Source organism: Shinella kummerowiae (assembly GCF_009827055.1).
GTDB classification, from domain to species: Bacteria; Pseudomonadota; Alphaproteobacteria; order Rhizobiales; family Rhizobiaceae; genus Shinella; species Shinella kummerowiae.
The window spans coordinates 437808-453954 of the sequence record NZ_WUMK01000004.1 but is presented as its reverse complement, the minus strand read 5'-3'; the positions used below and the strand labels follow the sequence as shown (position 1 = coordinate 453954).

Genomic DNA, 16147 nt, shown 5'->3' with positions numbered 1-16147 from the left:
TCGCATTGCACTTTTGCCGTCGTTTTGATTTATGGGCGGGGAAACCCAATGGGAAAAAGAATCTACGGGAGTCAAGGATGACCAACATGCAGGATCGGGAAAAGGCGTTCGAGGCCAAGTTCGCGCTCGACGAGGAACTGCGCTTCAGGGCAGAGGCTCGCCGCAACAAGCTGGTTGGCCTCTGGGCCGCTGGCCTGCTCGGCAAGACGGATGGTGACGCGGACGCCTACGCAAAGGAAGTCGTCGCCGCCGATTTCGAAGAAGTCGGCCACGAGGATGTCGTGCGCAAGGTCAAGGCCGATTTCGATGCCGCCGGCGTTGCCCGCAGCGAAGACGAAATTCGTGTGCAGATGATCGAGCTTCTGGCCGTCGCCATCGCACAGCTCGAAGCCAACTGATCGCAGCGCGATTGCTCGCGTTCGAAAGCCGTCCGGTCCTGCCGGGCGGCTTTCTTGGTTTTCAGCGGGTGATGACCCGGCGTACTTCGCTCTGCAGATCCCGCACCGCGCCGCTGTGCGCGCGCCATTCCTGCCGCTGGACGAAGTCCGGCATGGCATGCGCGGGCATGGGGCGGGCAAGCGCGTAGCCTTGTAGAATATCGCAGCCAAGGTCGCGCATGATGGTGACGTGTGCGGGCGTCTCGACGCCTTCCGCCACCACCTCGATGTTCAGGGACCGGCCGATCTCGATGATGGTCCCGACGAGTTTGCGCTGGCCGGGCGAGCGGCTGACGGGCTTCACAAGCTGGCGATCGATCTTCAGCCGGCGCGGGCTCAGCTTCATCAGGCTGATGATCGAGGCATGGCCTGTGCCGAAATCATCGATTTCGATGTCGATGCCGAGCTTGCGCATCTCGGCGAGGTTTTCCAGCACCGTGCGGTCGCAATCGTCGAGGAAGATCGATTCCAGAAGCTCGAAGGACAGCGATTTTGGCGGAATATCGAGCGTGCGGAGCGATCGGCCAAGCTCGGGATCGTGCAGGCGCTTCGATGAGACATTGGCCGAGATCTTGTCGATGCCGAGCCCGAGCCTTCGCCATTCGGCGAAATCGGCAAGCGATCGTTCAAGCACGATCCGGTCGATCGTCGCCACGCAGTCGAGATCTTCGGCGATCTTGAGGAAGGTGTCGGGCGCAAGGATGCCGCGCGTCGGATGGTCCCAGCGCGCCAAAGTCTCGACGCCGACGATATCGAGCGTGCGGGCGGAGAATTGCGGCTGGTAATAGGGCAGGAAACGCCGCTGCTCGACGCCCGACAGGATTTCGTCGGCAGTTTGCTTGTTGACGATGATCTGCGCCTGGAAATCGCTGGTGAAGAACTCGTGGCGGCTGCGCCCGCGGTTCTTGGCGCGGTAGAGCGCGAGGTCGGCATTGACGAGAAGCTGCTTGGCATCGACCGCGCTGCCGGACTGGTTGGCGATGCCGACGCTGGCGCCGAAGCGGCAGATATGGCCGTTGAAGGTGACCGGCTTGCGCATGGCCGCCACGATCGCTTCGGCAAGCGTTGCGAGATTGCGCCGGGCCGAACCGGTGGAGAGGAAGACGAATTCGTCACCGCCGATACGGGCGACGAAATCACCGGAGCCTTTCAATTCGTTCAGCACGCTTGCGGCATGCACCAGCATCTGGTCGCCAGCGAGGTGGCCGAGCGTGTCGTTGATTTCCTTGAATCGGTCTAGGTCGATGTGCAGCACGGCGAGGCGGTGGCCGGTCTTGTGCGCCTCCTGTGCCGCCGCCTCGATTGCCGCATCCAGATAGCGTCGATTCGGCAGGCCGGTCAGATGGTCGTGCAGCGCGATATATTCGATGCGCGCCCTGGCCGTTTCCAGCTCGGCATTGCGGGCTTCTGCCAGCTCCTTGGCGTGTTTCAGCTCTTCCTGCAGGCGAACGTCATCCGTCACGTCCCAGTTGGCGCCGATGAGGCGGGGCGCGCCTGTGGTGTCGACATAGGGGGCGGCGCGGCCGCGCAGGTGGCGGATTTCACCGTCGCCACGCACGATGCGGAACTCGTTGGCAAAATCCTGGTTGCGGAAAATGCCGTCATCGACCTTCGCCGTCGCCTTGCGGTGGTCTTCGGGGTGCAGCGCGCGCTCCCAGCTCGTCCCGTCAGGCTCGTCCGTCAGGCCGTACATCTCGATCATGCGGTCGTCCCACCGCACGTCATTGGTCCGAAGATTGACGTCGAAGACGCCGATGCGGGAGACGCCGAGCGCCAGCTCGAGACGGCGCGACATCTGGGCGAGGCGCTCTTCCGCCTCCTTGCGTTCGGTGACGTCCGTGTCGGTGCCGGCGATGCGGCTCGGTTTACCGTCGGAGCCGTATTCCACGACGGCACCGCGGCTTTCGATCCAGACCCAGTGCCCATCCTTGTGCTTCTCGCGATAGCTGAAGACGTTGAAGGAGGCGGCGCCGCTTTCCTGCTTGGCGATTTCGGCAAGAACATGGGCCCGGTCGTCCGGATGCACGGTCTGGATCCAGGCGTCCAGCGAAGCATCGATCGGGTTGCTCGGCTGCAGGCCGCGGATGGCGCGCCATTGGCGGGAATAGAACAGATCGCCACGCGCGAAATCGTGGTCCCACACCCCCTGGCCGGCGGATTCGAGCGCGTGATTCCAGCGGCTTTCGCGTTCTGCCAGTTCGAGCGTGTTGCGCTTGCGTTCATCAATGTCGATCGTCTGAACGATCAGCGCGGGCGTGGTGTCTTCGTCCGGCAGGTGAGGCGGCACGATGAAGGACGCGAGCACCCAGAATTCCTCGCCATCCAGCCGCTTCAGCCGGATTTCCCAAGGGGCCTGCTCGAACGCATCCCGCCGCATGGCGAAGGCGAGGACGGACCGGTCTTTCGGGGAAACGCAGGCCTCGAAAGGCGGCAATTGCGTGAGCGCGGTGACATTGAAGGCAGAAAGCAGGGTCGCATTGGCATCGATGATGCGGCCTTGCGCATCCAGTGCCGCGAAACCGAAGCCGGAACGCGCGAAAAGCCGGCGATAAAACGGTTCTCTCTCCGTTTCTCGCACGGCAGTGGAGGTCGAACCGGACGGTTTGGCCATGAAACGCGGCGCCTGCAATGAACTCAACAGCCGCAGCGTGCAGGATTTCTATGAAATTCCTCTTAATGAGGACATCCGCGAAAGGTTACTCCGGCGCCTTCAATCGGCTGAGGAACTGTGCGAACACCATCGTGCCTTCCGGCCAGGGGCCATGGCCGGACTCGGTGTTGATGTGGCCGGCTTCACCGGCATCGAGCAGCAGCGAACCCCAGGCGGCCGCGATATCGTCCGCATGCTCATAGGTGCCGAACGGATCGTTGCGGCTCGCCACGACGAGGGAGGGGAAGGCAAGCGGTTCACGCGGATAGGGACCGAAGGTCATCAGGTGCTTGGGGCGGATGTCCGGATTGGCGACGTCCGGCGGCGCGACGAGGAAGGCACCGGCGACCTTGTTGCCAAGATGGGGGGCGGCATGGATCGCCGTCGCCACGCCCAGCGAATGCGCGACGAGCACGACCGGCTTCGTTGCGGCCGACACTTCCTCGATCAGCCGCTGCACCCAGTCCTCGCGCACGGGCTTGGCCCATTCCGCCTGCTCGACGCGCCGCGCCGAGCCGAGCTTGGATTGCCAACGGCTCTGCCAGTGGTCGGGCCCGGAATTGGTGTAGCCGGGAACGATGAGGATATCTGCTTCAGACGCTTTCATGCGCCGGCATGTGCGTTCACGAAGTGCTGAAGTCAAGAGGGTGGGACAAATCAGCACGCGGGGTGTATGCTGCGCCGTCTTCAATGCCAATCACGGCCCGTCGTGGTGGCGGACGATTGCCCTCCACCTACAGGCCGTGACGGTTCCCGACCGGCAGGAGGAATGGTCATGACGACATTTCATGTGATGGCAGGTTCTGATGACATGGCAGAGCGGCCGGCGATCCGGCGGATCACGCTGTCCGATGTCCGGGACGCACTGGCGCTCGGTTTCGAGGATTTTCGCGCGAAACCATCGCACTATGTCTTTTTAAGCCTGATCTACCCGATTTGCGGCGTGGTGCTCGTCACCTGGAGTTCCGGCGCCAACCTGCTGCCGCTGATCTTTCCGCTGATCGCCGGTTTTGCGCTGCTCGGCCCGTTCTTTGCGCTCGGCCTTTATGAGATCAGCCGTCGGCGCGAGCTTGGCATGGACACCTCCTGGCGCCATGCGCTGGAGGTTCGCCACTCGCCGGCACTGCCGTCCATCCTCGCCGTCGGCGCCCTGCTATTTGTGCTTTTCGTCGCGTGGCTGGTCTTTGCGCAAATGCTCTATACCAACCTGTTCGGGCCGGAGCCGCCACAGTCGCTGGGGTTGTTCATGGCCTCCATCTTCAGTTCGGAAAACGGCCTGCTGCTCATGCTGGCGGGCAATGCGATCGGCTTCTGCTTTGCGCTGGTCGTGCTCGCCACGACCGTCATCGCCTTTCCGCTGATGCTGGATCGCGATGTCGGAGCGGTTGTCGCAATGGAGACGTCGCTGCGCGCGACGCTGATGAACCCCATGCCGATTGCCGCCTGGGGCCTGATCGTCGCGGCGCTGTTGATTGTCGGGACGATCCCACTCTTCGTCGGCCTTGCCGTGATCATGCCGATCCTCGGCCATGCCACCTGGCACCTCTACCGCAAGCTCGTCGTCGACGAGCGCACGTAAACGATTTCGCAGGCGGGGCGCGCCAGGAGGAGGGCGCAAAACCGCCTGCCAGAGGGGAGCGATGGCGCCTTGGGCGCCATCGCTGTTACTTCGCCAGTGCCGACGAAAGGTCTTCGCCGGCATGTTCACAAGGTCGATCTCAGACGGTGCCGAAAACGCGGCGGAAGATCGTGTCGACGTGTTTGGTGTGGTAGCCGAGGTCGAATTTCTCGCGGATCTGCTCTTCGGAGAGGGCAGCCCGCACTTCCGCGTCGGCCAAAAGCTCTTCCAGGAAGTCCGCACCCTTTTCCCAGACCTTCATCGCATTGCGCTGCACGAGACGGTAGGAATCCTCGCGCGACACGCCGGCTTGCGTAAGGGCAAGCAGAACGCGCTGCGAATGAACGAGGCCGCGGAACTTGTTGAGATTCTTCAGCATGTTCTCCGGATAGATCACCAGCTTCTCGATGACGCCGGCAAGACGGTTGAGCGCGAAGTCGAGCGTGATCGTCGTGTCCGGGCCGATGCCGCGCTCGACGCTGGAATGCGAAATGTCGCGCTCGTGCCAGAGAGCCACGTTTTCCATGGCGGGCGTCACGGCCATGCGCACGAGACGGGCAAGGCCCGTCAGGTTTTCCGTCAGCACCGGATTGCGCTTGTGCGGCATGGCGGACGAACCCTTCTGGCCCGGCGAGAAGAACTCTTCCGCTTCCAGAACTTCCGTGCGCTGCATGTGGCGGATTTCGATCGCCACGTTTTCGATCGACGAGGCGATGACGCCGAGCGTGGCGAAGAACATGGCGTGACGATCGCGCGGGATGACCTGGGTGGACACCGGCTCCGGCACCAGGCCGAGCTTGGCGCAGACATGTTCTTCCACGCGCGGGTCGATATTGGCGAAGGTGCCGACGGCGCCGGAGACGGCACCCGTCGCGATTTCCGCGCGGGCGGCGACCAGGCGGGCGCGGTTGCGGTCCATCTCGGCATAGAAGCGGGCGAGCGTCAGGCCCATCGTCGTCGGCTCCGCATGGATGCCGTGGCTGCGGCCGATGCGGATCGTGTCCTTGTGCTCGAAGGCGCGGGCCTTCAGCGCGGCGAGCAGGCGGTCCATGCCGGAAAGCAGGATGTCGGCGGCGCGCACGAGCTGGATGTTGAAGGTGGTGTCGAGCACGTCCGACGAGGTCATGCCCTGGTGCACGAAGCGGCTGTCGGGGCCGACGAATTCGGCGAGGTGCGTCAGGAAGGCGATGACGTCATGCTTGGTGACGGCTTCGATCTCGTCGATGCGGGCGACGTCGAATTCCGCCTTGCCACCCTTTTCCCAGATGGTTTCGGCTGCCGACTTCGGAATGACGCCGAGGTCGGCCAGCGCGTCGCAGGCATAGGCTTCGATCTCGAACCAGATGCGGAACTTCGTTTCGGGCGACCAGATGGCGACCATGTCCGGTCGGGAATAGCGAGGGATCATCAGCTCAAGACTTTCTCAGGTGGGCGTTGCCGCCGCTTTAGCAAAGATGGCCGGCAAGCTCAACGCATGTGTGGGGGCATGTGTGGCGGCATGGACCGCGCGAGCCACAGGCTTGCGCCCGCCAGAATGGGCAGGCCGACCGGCAGATAAAGCCTGAGCCCCATGACGAGGAACTGGTAGACCGCGCCGACGGCGGTGAAGACGAACTGATAGGCCCAGATGCGCGTGCCGAAGGGGTGGTGCCATTGCGCATAGAACAGCCGGTAATCCATGGCGAAAAGAAAGGCCGTGGCGGCGATGGTGCCGAGGCTGAGCAACGCAAAATGGGCGGCAAAGCGGGTCTCGGCGCTGCGTCGCCGCGTCAGCAGGCGTGCCATCGGCAGCGCGACGATCCAGGCAAGCACGCCGCCTGCGAAAAAGATCAGCAGGATCATTGCGAGGTGAAATGTCTGCGCACGCCCCTGCATTGCAAGCGAGGCGAAGGCGCAAGCCGCCATCAGCAGGCCCCAGGCAACGGAGCCGCCAAGGTGAAGGGGAAGGGAGGGGAAGACCGGCGCGGGCCTGCTCTGAAATGCGGCGTTTGCGCCCGTTGCCCCCGCCGCCAGATTCATGCTCACGGCCGGAACGGTACGGCGATCCAGCGTCCGTCGCTGCCTTCGAAGCCGAAGCTACGCACCAGCACGAGCGCCATATGCACCGGCTCGGCGCCGAACGCGTTGAAGGTTACGGCGCCGGATATCTGGTAGGAATGCGGACAGTTGCGGCTCTCGGGCACGCGCGTATCCTCATGCACAACCGTGTCGGCCGCCTGGCCGTCGCGTCTCACGAGCTTGAGGCGGAATCCCTTTATCCCGTCGGGAGTGAGATCACGGCATTTGTCCGTCATGTCGAGCGCGATGTCTTCGAGGGCCAGCGCATAGCTTCCGCCGACCATCGGCTCGATCGCATGCGGGAAATACTCGATACGCTTGCGGTCGACACCGGCTTCGCCCATCGGATTGAATGCCGCGAGCAGGCCTGGATTGGAGAGCACCTTGTGCTGTGCGATCAGGTTTTTCGCCTTGTCGCGGCTTTCCGCCCGCGCCTTTGCAAGGTCCGCTTCCTCGTCGTCGATCCGTGCACGGATCGGCGTGCCGGGAAGATAGGCGTCCTTCTGTGTGTCGATGAAATAGATGGTCGAATAGGGAAAGCCGGAGCCGTCCTGGACGCCGAATTCCTCGAAGGCGTAGACCTTGCCGTCCGGCGAGAAGCCAAGGGTCTGGAAGGTCGAGAAGTCGCCGGCTGACGCACCTGCCGTCGCCAGCATGGTCGCCAGAAGGGCGAACGCCGCCTTTCGCAAAATCCTCACGCCCGCGCACCCTCCGCATTGCTGCGTAGAGTGTCGATCGTTTTGCGATAGGCGTCAATGTGACCGCCACCGAAGATGGCGGAGCCCGCGACGAAGACATTGGCACCGGCAGCGGCGGGCATGGCGATCGTATCGACTGCAATGCCGCCATCGACCTGAATGTCGATCGGCCGGTCGCCGACGAGCGAACGCACGCGGCGAAGCTTTTCCTGCATCGCCGGAATGTATTTCTGGCCGCCGAAGCCCGGATTGACCGTCATCACGAGGATAAGGTCGATCTTGTCGAGCAGGTAGTCGAGCACGCTTTCCGAGGTCGCCGGATTGATCGACACGCCGGCGCGTTTTCCCAGCGCCTTGATGGCCTGCAGCGAGCGGTCGAGGTGGGGGCCGGCCTCGGCATGCACGGTGATGCTGTCGCAGCCGGCCTTGGCGAAGGCCTCGAGATAGGGATCGGCGGGCGCAATCATCAGGTGGCAGTCGAAGAAGGCGTCGGTATGCGGGCGCAGTGACTTGATGACGTCAGGACCGAAGGAGATGTTCGGCACGAAATGGCCGTCCATGATGTCGAGATGGATCCAGTCGGCGCCTGCCGCGACGACGTCGCGCACTTCCTGGCCGAGCTTGGCATAATCGGCGGCGAGAATGGAGGGCGCGATCCGGATGGGAAGGGTCATGTCAGGCTCCGTGGAAAAATTTGCGTGGCCATACCATCCCCGCGCAGAGCGAACAACGGGCGATTTACCGCGCCCAGCTCGGCATGATGTCGCCCGGCATGGGCGTGGCATCATGCACGCCGCGGGCGATGGCGCGTGCCATGGTGGAGGCGGCGGCGGCGCAGAGCGCGATGAAATCCTCCGGTGCCGGGACGCGGCCGCTCTTTCCTGTCGCCAGCGCGAAGACGAGATCACCGTCGAGCGGCGTGTGGGCGGGCCAGAGGGCACGGGCAAAACCGTCATGCGCGGCGATGGCGAGACGCTTTGCTTCGGCCTTGCTCAGCACGGCATCCGTGGCGATGACGGCGATCGTGGTGTTTTCCGTGCCGGTCGGTCGACGCGACATTTTCGTGCGCGGTATGCGGGCGTCGGCCGGGAAGGGGAAGGGCAGGCCGAGCCCGCCGAACTCCTGCGCTTCCTCGAAGGGCGCCGCCCAAAAGTGACGCGTCTCGCCGACCGTCGCCGAACCGAGCGCATTGACCGCCACGAGGGCGCCAACGGTAAAGCCGGTTTCCAGAGTGGTGGAGGCGGATCCGAGGCCGCCTTTGAAGGTCGCGGTGAGCGCACCCGTGCCGGCACCGGCACTGCCGGTCTCGAAGTCTTCGGCGGCGTTGGCAAGCGCCGCATAACCAAGCTCGCGATAGGGCGGATAACGGCCCCAGTCCTTGTCGCCGCCGTTCATCAGATCGAACAGGATGGCGGCCGGCACGATCGGCACGCGAAAGGGGCCGACGGCAAAACCGCGCCCCGCCCCGCGCAGGGCGGCCTGTACCCCGGACGCAGCATCCAGCCCGAAGGCCGAACCGCCGGAGAGCACGAGGGCATCGACGGTCTGAACGGTATTGTGCGGTTCCAGAAGGTCGGTTTCCCGAGTTCCCGGCGCGCCGCCGAGTACCTGCACGGCGGCGACGGCGGGCTCGTCACAGAGCACCACGGTAACGCCGGAGCGCAGGGCGTGATCCGTCGCATTGCCGACCTTGAGGCCGGCGACATCCGTTATGCGGTTCTTCGGTCCCGGTTTCATCTATTCGCTCTCCGGCGCGGTTTCCGCCGGCACGAAGGCGCCGGCCTGCCAGACGAGCAGACGGTAGGGGTTTTCACTGAGTTCATGATCCGCGCCGAAGGCGACCGTGCCGATTGCCGTTGGGAAACTGCCGCCGGCCAGTTTTTCCACGAGGTTGCCGCCCTCTGCCGCCGCGGCCGCAAGCGCCGTGACAGCGGCGTGGGCTGGCAGCACATAGCCTTCCGCAACCCCGCCGCGTTGCTGCATCCCGCTGGCGACCGGCAGCCCCGCCGGCAGCGTCTGGTAATCGGGAAGCGCAATCGCTTGCACGCCATCCGTCATCGGCACGAGCGGATCGGCGCCGAGCAGAGCCTCGCCGCCGAGCAGCGTCAACGGCGTCTTCTCGTTCTTCGCATCCCGGGCGATCACCGCGATATCGGTGCGGTCGCCGCCGACGAAAACGCGGGTGACCCCCGTTTTGACAAGACGACGGACGAGGGTGATCTGCTGTTCCTGCGTTGGACGATAGGTGTCGACGAAAGCCGCCTTCATGCCGACTTCCTCCAGCCGCAGGCGAACCGTCTCGACAAGCTCGCGGGCATGGATCGTGCCGTCGTCGATGAGGGCGAAGGGTTCGGATTTCCAGGCGCGCGTGATGATATCGACGGCCTTGTCCGCCTCGGCCTTCGGGCCGGGCGCGAGGCGGAAGAGCGGCCATTTTTTCTTCAGCGCATCCTCCATGAGAATGCCGGAGCGGACCGACAGCGTGACCGTCGGAACATTTGCCTCGGCAAGCGCGGGAAGCGAGGCGGCAAGTCCCTCGGTGCACAGGAAGCCGACTGCGGCCACGGCGTCTGCGGCGAGAATCTGCTTGGCAATGCCTTCGCCATCGCTTTCGTCGCAGGTTTCGGCAATGGTCACGATGGTGTCGCCATTCGTCTCTGCCGCAAACCGCGCGCCATCACGAACCTGCTGGCCGAGAATGGCGAGCGGCCCCTCCTGTGGCGCAACGACAGCAAAGGTCAGGCCCGCGGCGGCGGCCGGGGCGGCCGCAAACAGGAGGGTACCGAACAGCGGGGCGAGGGACGCGATCTTCATTCTGGATCCATGGCGCACAGTTGAGCCTTTTGTAAGGATCGTGCGAGAGGCGTCAAAGGGAAATCTCGGTTGAAAATCCTCATGAAAAAACTGGATGAAAAAATTCCACTTTTAGGGGGTTACATTTTTCTTCATTTTCGCCATGTATCTCCTTCATGAGAAGGAGAACGCCGTGTTGGACAGATTGATGCTGGACCCATCGCTCTACCGTAATGCGATGAGCCGCTATGCAGGCCATGTGCAGATCGTGACGACGGCCTTCGAGGGCGAGCGGCGCGGCGTGACGATCACCGCCGCCTGCTCGGTGTCGGACAATCCGGCGATGGTTCTCGCTTGCGTCAACGCCTCCAATCCCAGGAACACGATCTTCGAGAAAAGCGGCCGTTTTGCGCTGAACACGCTTTCCGCCGACCAGATCGAGCTTGCCAATGCCTTTTCTGGCCGCGATCCTTCCCTGACCTCGGAAGAGCGCTTCGCCAAGGGCGACTGGGAGGAACTGGTGACCGGTGCGCCGGTGCTGAAGGACGCGCTCGCCGCCTTCGATTGCCGGCTTGTCGAATTCAAGGTCATTGCGACGCATATGATGCTGATCGGGGAGGTCATGGGCGTTTCCGCCGGTGCGCACAAACCGGCGCTTCTCTATATGGACCGGGGCTACCACACGCTATAAGTTCCTCCTCCGGAGTGGAGGAGCGGTGTGGTTTACCAACGTGGACAGATCCCGCAATCGATCGACGAGACCGCCGAGATGCTGTCGGCCGGCAACTATCTCGCCGCGCGTTCGCTGGCGACGGTGCTTTTCCTGTCGCTGCGCATGAAGCGGCCGCTTTTCCTCGAGGGGGAAGCGGGCGTCGGCAAGACCGAGATCGCCAAGGTGCTGGCCGCGTCGCTCGACCGCCCGCTGATCCGCCTGCAATGTTACGAGGGCCTCGATATCGCCTCGGCGGTCTATGAGTGGAACTATCCGGCGCAGATGCTAGAAATCCGCCTCGCCGAAGCCTCCGGCACCACGGACCGCGGCCGCATCGAGGCCGATATCTTTTCCGAGCGTTATCTCATCCGCCGCCCGGTGCTTCAGGCACTGTCGTCGCCGGATGGCCGCGCCCCCATCTTCCTCATTGACGAACTGGACCGCACCGACGAGGCCTTCGAAGCCTTTCTGCTGGAGGTGCTGTCGGATTTCCAGGTGACGGTGCCGGAACTCGGCACGATCCGCGCGGCCGAGCCGCCCATCGTCATCATCACGACCAACCGCACGCGCGAAGTGCACGATGCGCTGAAACGGCGCTGTCTTTATCACTGGGTCGACTATCCCGCGGCGGCACAGGAACTGGAAATCATCCGCCGCAAGGTGCCGCGCTGCAACGAGGTGCTGTCGCGCCAGGTCGTCGCCTATGTGCAGAAGCTGCGCGCGCTCGATCTCTTCAAGAATCCGGGTGTCGCCGAAACCATCGACTGGGCGACGGCGCTGACCGAACTCGACCGGGTGGCCCTCGACCCCGAGACGGTGTCGGACACGCTCGGTACGCTGCTGAAATATCAGGACGACATCGCCCGCATCGACGGCGCCGAGGGGCGCAAGCTGCTCGATGACGTGAAGAGCGCCCTGGCGGCGGCAGGCTGAAGGATGGTCCCGGCTTTGGACAGCACCCTTGCGCAGGATGGCCGGCTCGCCGACAATATCGTGCATTTTGCCCGCGTGCTGCGCAACGCGGGGCTGCGGATAGGGCCGGCGGCGGTGACGGATGCCATCGAGGCGGTGCAGGCGATCGGTATCGGCGAGCGCGAGGAATTCTACACCGCGCTGCATGCGACGCTGGTCAAGCGGCACGAGGACGATGCCGTTTTCGACGAAGCCTTTCGCCTGTTCTGGCGGTCGCGCGATCTTGTCGGGAAAATGATCGCGCTGATGTCGCCGGTGGTGGCGCGGCAGGAGGAACGGGAAAAGCGCAAGGCCGGGGAAACCCGCGTGTCCGATGCGCTGTTCGGCGATCGGCAGGATGAACGGCCGCTGCGCGACGAACCCGATGTCGAAATCGACGCGCGTTTCACCGCCTCCGGCAGCGAAATCCTGCGCAGGACCGATTTCGCGCAGATGACGACGGCGGAACTGGCTGAAGCCAAACGCACGATTTCAAACCTTGTCCTGCCGGTCGACGAGGTGCGCACGCGCCGTTTCCGCCGCAGCAACCGGCCGGTGGCCATAGACGCTCGCGCCACGATGCGCCACGCCATGCGCACCGGCGGCACGCTGATTCTGCCGCGCTACCGGGAGCCGAAGACCATCCATCCGCCGCTGGTCGTGCTGGCCGATATTTCCGGCTCGATGAGCCAGTACACCCGCATCTTCCTGCATTTCCTGCATGCGCTTGGCGAGCATCGCCGCCGCGTGCACGCCTTCCTGTTCGGCACGCGCCTCAGCAATGTCACGCGCCAGATGCGCCATCGCGATCCCGATCTCGCCGTGGAAGCCTGCAGCCAGACGGTCAGCGACTGGTCCGGCGGCACGCGCATCGGCGAGACGCTGAAGGAGTTCAACCGGCTCTGGTCGCGCCGCGTGCTGGGGCAGGGCGCCGTGGTGCTCTTGATCACCGACGGGCTGGAGCGCGAGGACACGGACCTGCTTGAGGCGGAAATGGACCGGCTACACCGCTCCTGCCGGCGGCTGGTCTGGCTCAATCCATTGCTGCGTTTCGAGGGGTTCGAAGCGCGGGCGCGCGGGGTCAGGGCCATGCTGCCGCATGTCGACGAGTTGCGGCCGGTGCACAACCTGGAGGCCATGGCGGATCTGGTGGCGGCGCTTTCCGGCGAAGCGCCGCGCGGTGCGGGTGATCCCAGACGTTTTCTGCCGGCAGCGTGAGGAGGGACGAATGGATGCAAACGACGCGCACGACCCGCTGACCATCGCGGAACGCTGGATGGACGATGGCCGCATGGTGGCGCTCGCCACCGTCGTCGAAACCTGGGGCTCGGCGCCGCGCCCGGTCGGCAGCCATCTTGTCATCGACGGCGAGGGCAATTTTCACGGTTCCGTATCAGGCGGCTGCGTCGAGGGGGCGGTGATCGGCGAGGCGATGGAGGTGATCGGCAACGGCGAGCCGCGCCTGCTGGAATTCGGCGTCGCCGACGAGACGGCCTGGCGTGTGGGTCTCTCCTGCGGCGGGCGCATCCGGGTCTATGTGGAGCGGGTCGGCTGATGGATCCCTACCTGCTGCGCAAGCTGAACACGGAGCGCGCCGCCCGCCGCGCGGTCATCCACCTGACCGATCTCGGCGACGGCCGCGACCGGGTGGTCCGCGAGGGTGATCCGGTCGCCGGCCCGCTCGGCGCGGCGGTCGAAAGCGCGTTCCGGTCCGGCAAATCCGCCATCGTGGCGGCGGAGGATCGCAATTTCTTCCTGAACGTCCACCTGCCGCCGGCGCGCATCGTGGTCATCGGCGCGGTGCATATCAGCCAGGCGCTGGCGCAGATGGCGAAGGTCGCCGGCTTCGACATCACGATCATCGATCCACGCACGGCTTTTGCCACCGAGGAGCGCTTCGCCGATGTCGACCTTGTCGCCGACTGGCCGGAGGATGTGCTGCCGGCGCGGCCGCTCGATGCCTATACCGCGCTCGTGGCGGTCACGCATGATCCGAAGATTGACGATTTTCCGCTGTCGCAGGCGCTTTCCACCGGCTGTTTCTATATCGGCGCGCTCGGCAGCCGGAAGACCCATGCCAGGCGTGTCGAACGGCTGAAGGCGCTTGGACACAGCGACTCGGAGATCGCGACGATTTCAGCACCGATCGGCCTCGATATCGGTGCCGCAAGCCCCGCCGAAATCGCCGTCGCCATCCTGGCGGATATCGTCGCGCACCTGCGTCGCCGGCCTTTGCTGGGAGCCGTTTCGTGATCTTCGGCGAAATCCCGGTTGTTGAGGCGGAGGGCGCGCGGTTGGCCCATGGCGTGCGCGCCGAGGGCCTGTCGCTGCGCAAGGGGCATGTGGTGGCCACCGACGATCAGGCCGCCCTCGTCGCTGCGGGTGTCGCCACCGTCATCGCGGTGCGCCTCGAGGAGGGCGATATCGGCGAGGACGAGGCGGCGACCTTGATTGCGGCGGCAATCGTCCCCGATCATCTCAGCTTCACACCGCCGGCGACCGGTCGCATCAATCTCCATGCCACCGCGAACGGCCTCTTCGTCGCCGACCGGGCCGCGATCGATCGCTTCAACCGGGTCGATCCGGCAATCACCATCGCCACCCTGCCGGATCATGCCAGTGTTGCCGCGGGCGACATGGTGGCGACGATCAAGATCATTCCCCTGGCCGTGCCGGAAGCCCTTGCGCGCCGGGCGGCGGCTGCGCTTGCGGCGAGCCGGACGCTGGAGGTGAAACCCTTCGTGGCGCACCGGGTCGGGCTGGTTGCGACGGAACTGCCGGCGCTCAAGGCCTCTGTCATGGACAAGACGCGCCGGCTGCTGGAACAGCGCCTGCACCCCTCCGACAGTTGGTTGACGGGCGAGCGGCGCGTGCCGCACCAGCCGGCGGCGCTTGCCGCGGCGATCCGCCAGGCAGCCGGTGAAAACGACCTCGTCGTGGTGTTCGGCGCGTCTGCCGTGACGGATGCCAACGACGTCATCCCAGCCGCCATCCGCGCTGCGGGCGGTGCCGTCGTGCATGTCGGCATGCCGGTCGACCCGGGCAATCTGCTGGTTCTGGGGCAGGTCGGTGCAGTGCCGGTGCTCGGCGCGCCGGGTTGCGCGCGCAGTCCGAAGGAAAACGGCTTCGACTGGATTCTGGCGCGCATTTTCGCCGGTGAGAAACCGGGATCCAGGGAGATTACGGGCATGGGCGTCGGAGGTCTTCTTGCGGAAATTCCAAGCCGTCCGCAACCGCGCGAGCTGCGCGCGCCCGAGCGGCCGCTTGCCGTCACGGCGCTGGTTCTGGCCGCCGGGCGTGCCAGCCGCATGAAGGGCGACCACAAGCTGCTGGCGACCTTCGATGGCAAGGCGCTGGTGCGCCGTTCGGTGGAGGCCGCGCTGGCGGCAAGGCCAGCGCGGGTGCTCGTCGTGACCGGGCACCGCGCGGACGAGGTGGAGGCGGAACTGGCCGGGCTGACGGTCGATCTCCTGCGCAATCCCGATCACGCACAGGGCATGTCGACCTCGCTGCGCGCGGGCGTGTCCGCCCTGTCGCCGGGCTGCGACGGCATCGTGGTCATGCTGGCCGACATGCCGCATGTCACCGAGGCGGATGTGCGCCGGCTGCTCGATGCCTTTGCCGCGGCGGGCGGACATGCCATCGTGCGGGCCGTTTCCGGGGGCAAGCGCGGCAATCCCGTCGTGCTGCCGCGCACGACGTTTTCCGCCATCCTGCAGCTTGAAGGCGATGTCGGCGCACGGCATATCGTGGAAAGCGCCGGGCTCGACGTGGTGGATGTGGAGATCGGCGAGGCGGCGCATGTCGATGTCGATACGCCGGAGGCCGTCGTGGCCGCCGGTGGCGTTCTGAAAGGCTAGGGCATGGACCGGGATGCGATCGAGGAAATGTTCCAGGCGCTCGGGCCGGTGACGATCAAGCGCATGTTCGGCGGCAAGGGCATCTATCACCAGGGCCGGATTCTCGCGCTGGAAGTCTCCGACGAAATCCTGCTCAAGGCGGACGAGACAAGCGCGCCGGATTTCGAGGCGGCCGGTTGCCGGCAATGGTTCTATGAGGGCAAGCAGGGCAAGCCTGTGAAAATGCCCTATTGGTCCATTCCCGACGACGCTTTCGACGATCCGGACGAGATGGCGCAATGGGTGCGCCGGGCCTATCAGGCGGCGCTGCGCGCGCAGTAGCGATACGGCCGGATAATTGCCGCAATTAAACTTGACTTGGTTTATCATG

At 64.8% G+C, this 16147-nt stretch carries 17 protein-coding genes; 9 read left to right on the top strand and 8 right to left on the bottom strand.

Going from position 1 to position 16147, the window contains the following annotated elements; genetic code table 11:
- Positions 1-77 precede the first annotated feature (77 nt).
- Positions 78-398, top strand: coding sequence for a DUF1476 domain-containing protein (locus GR138_RS13225; protein WP_160859708.1), 321 nt, complete (start codon positions 78-80; stop codon positions 396-398).
- 61 nt (positions 399-459) lie between these two features.
- On the opposite strand, the gene GR138_RS13220 is transcribed toward GR138_RS13225, so the two are convergent.
- Both GR138_RS13220 and GR138_RS13215 read right to left on the bottom strand, forming a co-directional pair.
- Entirely contained in the window at positions 460-3048 is a 2589-nt protein-coding gene (locus tag GR138_RS13220; RefSeq protein WP_160859707.1) for a sensor domain-containing protein, read from the bottom strand.
- Positions 3049-3133: 85 nt separating this feature from the next.
- Positions 3134-3694, bottom strand: coding sequence for an RBBP9/YdeN family alpha/beta hydrolase (locus tag GR138_RS13215; protein ID WP_160859706.1), 561 nt, complete (start codon positions 3692-3694; stop codon positions 3134-3136).
- Between the two features lie 168 nt (positions 3695-3862).
- Between GR138_RS13215 and GR138_RS13210 the strand changes: the two genes are divergently transcribed.
- The gene (locus GR138_RS13210; RefSeq protein WP_160859705.1) at positions 3863-4666 is read left to right on the top strand and encodes a DUF2189 domain-containing protein; all 804 of its coding nucleotides are present in this window, start codon (positions 3863-3865) and stop codon (positions 4664-4666) included.
- Between the two features lie 139 nt (positions 4667-4805).
- On the opposite strand, the gene purB is transcribed toward GR138_RS13210, so the two are convergent.
- The 6 genes from purB to GR138_RS13180 all read right to left on the bottom strand — a co-directional run bounded on the left by purB (position 4806) and on the right by GR138_RS13180 (position 10275).
- Entirely contained in the window at positions 4806-6113 is a 1308-nt protein-coding gene (purB, locus tag GR138_RS13205; protein ID WP_160859704.1) for an adenylosuccinate lyase, read from the bottom strand.
- A gap of 59 nt (positions 6114-6172) precedes the next feature.
- Positions 6173-6724, bottom strand: a complete 552-nt coding sequence (locus tag GR138_RS13200) for a hypothetical protein (protein ID WP_246200443.1) — start codon at positions 6722-6724, stop codon at positions 6173-6175.
- Positions 6725-6726: 2 nt separating this feature from the next.
- On the bottom strand, positions 6727-7461 hold the full coding sequence (locus GR138_RS13195) for a DUF2259 domain-containing protein (RefSeq protein ID WP_338091084.1): 735 nt from the start codon (positions 7459-7461) through the stop codon (positions 6727-6729).
- On the bottom strand, positions 7458-8135 hold the full coding sequence (rpe, locus tag GR138_RS13190; RefSeq protein WP_160859703.1) for a ribulose-phosphate 3-epimerase: 678 nt from the start codon (positions 8133-8135) through the stop codon (positions 7458-7460). Before rpe ends, GR138_RS13195 begins: the two co-directional genes overlap by 4 nt.
- 64 nt (positions 8136-8199) lie before the next feature.
- Positions 8200-9198 carry a P1 family peptidase gene (locus GR138_RS13185; protein ID WP_160859702.1) on the bottom strand — a complete coding sequence of 333 codons (999 nt, stop codon included), beginning with the start codon at positions 9196-9198 and terminating at the stop codon, positions 8200-8202.
- On the bottom strand, positions 9199-10275 hold the full coding sequence (locus tag GR138_RS13180; RefSeq protein WP_160859701.1) for an ABC transporter substrate-binding protein: 1077 nt from the start codon (positions 10273-10275) through the stop codon (positions 9199-9201). It lies immediately after the preceding gene.
- A 172-nt stretch (positions 10276-10447) separates the two neighbouring features.
- On the opposite strand from GR138_RS13180, the gene GR138_RS13175 reads away from it, so the two are divergent.
- The 7 genes from GR138_RS13175 to GR138_RS13145 all read left to right on the top strand — a co-directional run bounded on the left by GR138_RS13175 (position 10448) and on the right by GR138_RS13145 (position 16098).
- Entirely contained in the window at positions 10448-10945 is a 498-nt protein-coding gene (locus GR138_RS13175) for a flavin reductase (RefSeq protein WP_160859700.1), read from the top strand.
- A gap of 78 nt (positions 10946-11023) precedes the next feature.
- Positions 11024-11899: an AAA family ATPase gene (locus GR138_RS13170; RefSeq protein WP_160859816.1), complete on the top strand. Its 876-nt coding sequence runs from the start codon at positions 11024-11026 to the stop codon at positions 11897-11899.
- 15 nt (positions 11900-11914) lie between these two features.
- The gene (locus GR138_RS13165) at positions 11915-13135 is read left to right on the top strand and encodes a vWA domain-containing protein (protein WP_246200419.1); all 1221 of its coding nucleotides are present in this window, start codon (positions 11915-11917) and stop codon (positions 13133-13135) included.
- A gap of 10 nt (positions 13136-13145) precedes the next feature.
- Entirely contained in the window at positions 13146-13472 is a 327-nt protein-coding gene (locus GR138_RS13160; RefSeq protein ID WP_160859698.1) for an XdhC family protein, read from the top strand.
- The gene (locus GR138_RS13155; protein ID WP_160859697.1) at positions 13472-14170 is read left to right on the top strand and encodes an XdhC family protein; all 699 of its coding nucleotides are present in this window, start codon (positions 13472-13474) and stop codon (positions 14168-14170) included. Before GR138_RS13160 ends, GR138_RS13155 begins: the two co-directional genes overlap by 1 nt.
- The gene (locus tag GR138_RS13150) at positions 14167-15777 is read left to right on the top strand and encodes an NTP transferase domain-containing protein (protein WP_160859696.1); all 1611 of its coding nucleotides are present in this window, start codon (positions 14167-14169) and stop codon (positions 15775-15777) included. The genes GR138_RS13155 and GR138_RS13150 overlap by 4 nt, the downstream gene beginning before the upstream one ends.
- Before the next feature lie 3 nt (positions 15778-15780).
- The gene (locus GR138_RS13145) at positions 15781-16098 is read left to right on the top strand and encodes a TfoX/Sxy family protein (RefSeq protein WP_160859695.1); all 318 of its coding nucleotides are present in this window, start codon (positions 15781-15783) and stop codon (positions 16096-16098) included.
- Positions 16099-16147 lie beyond the last annotated feature (49 nt).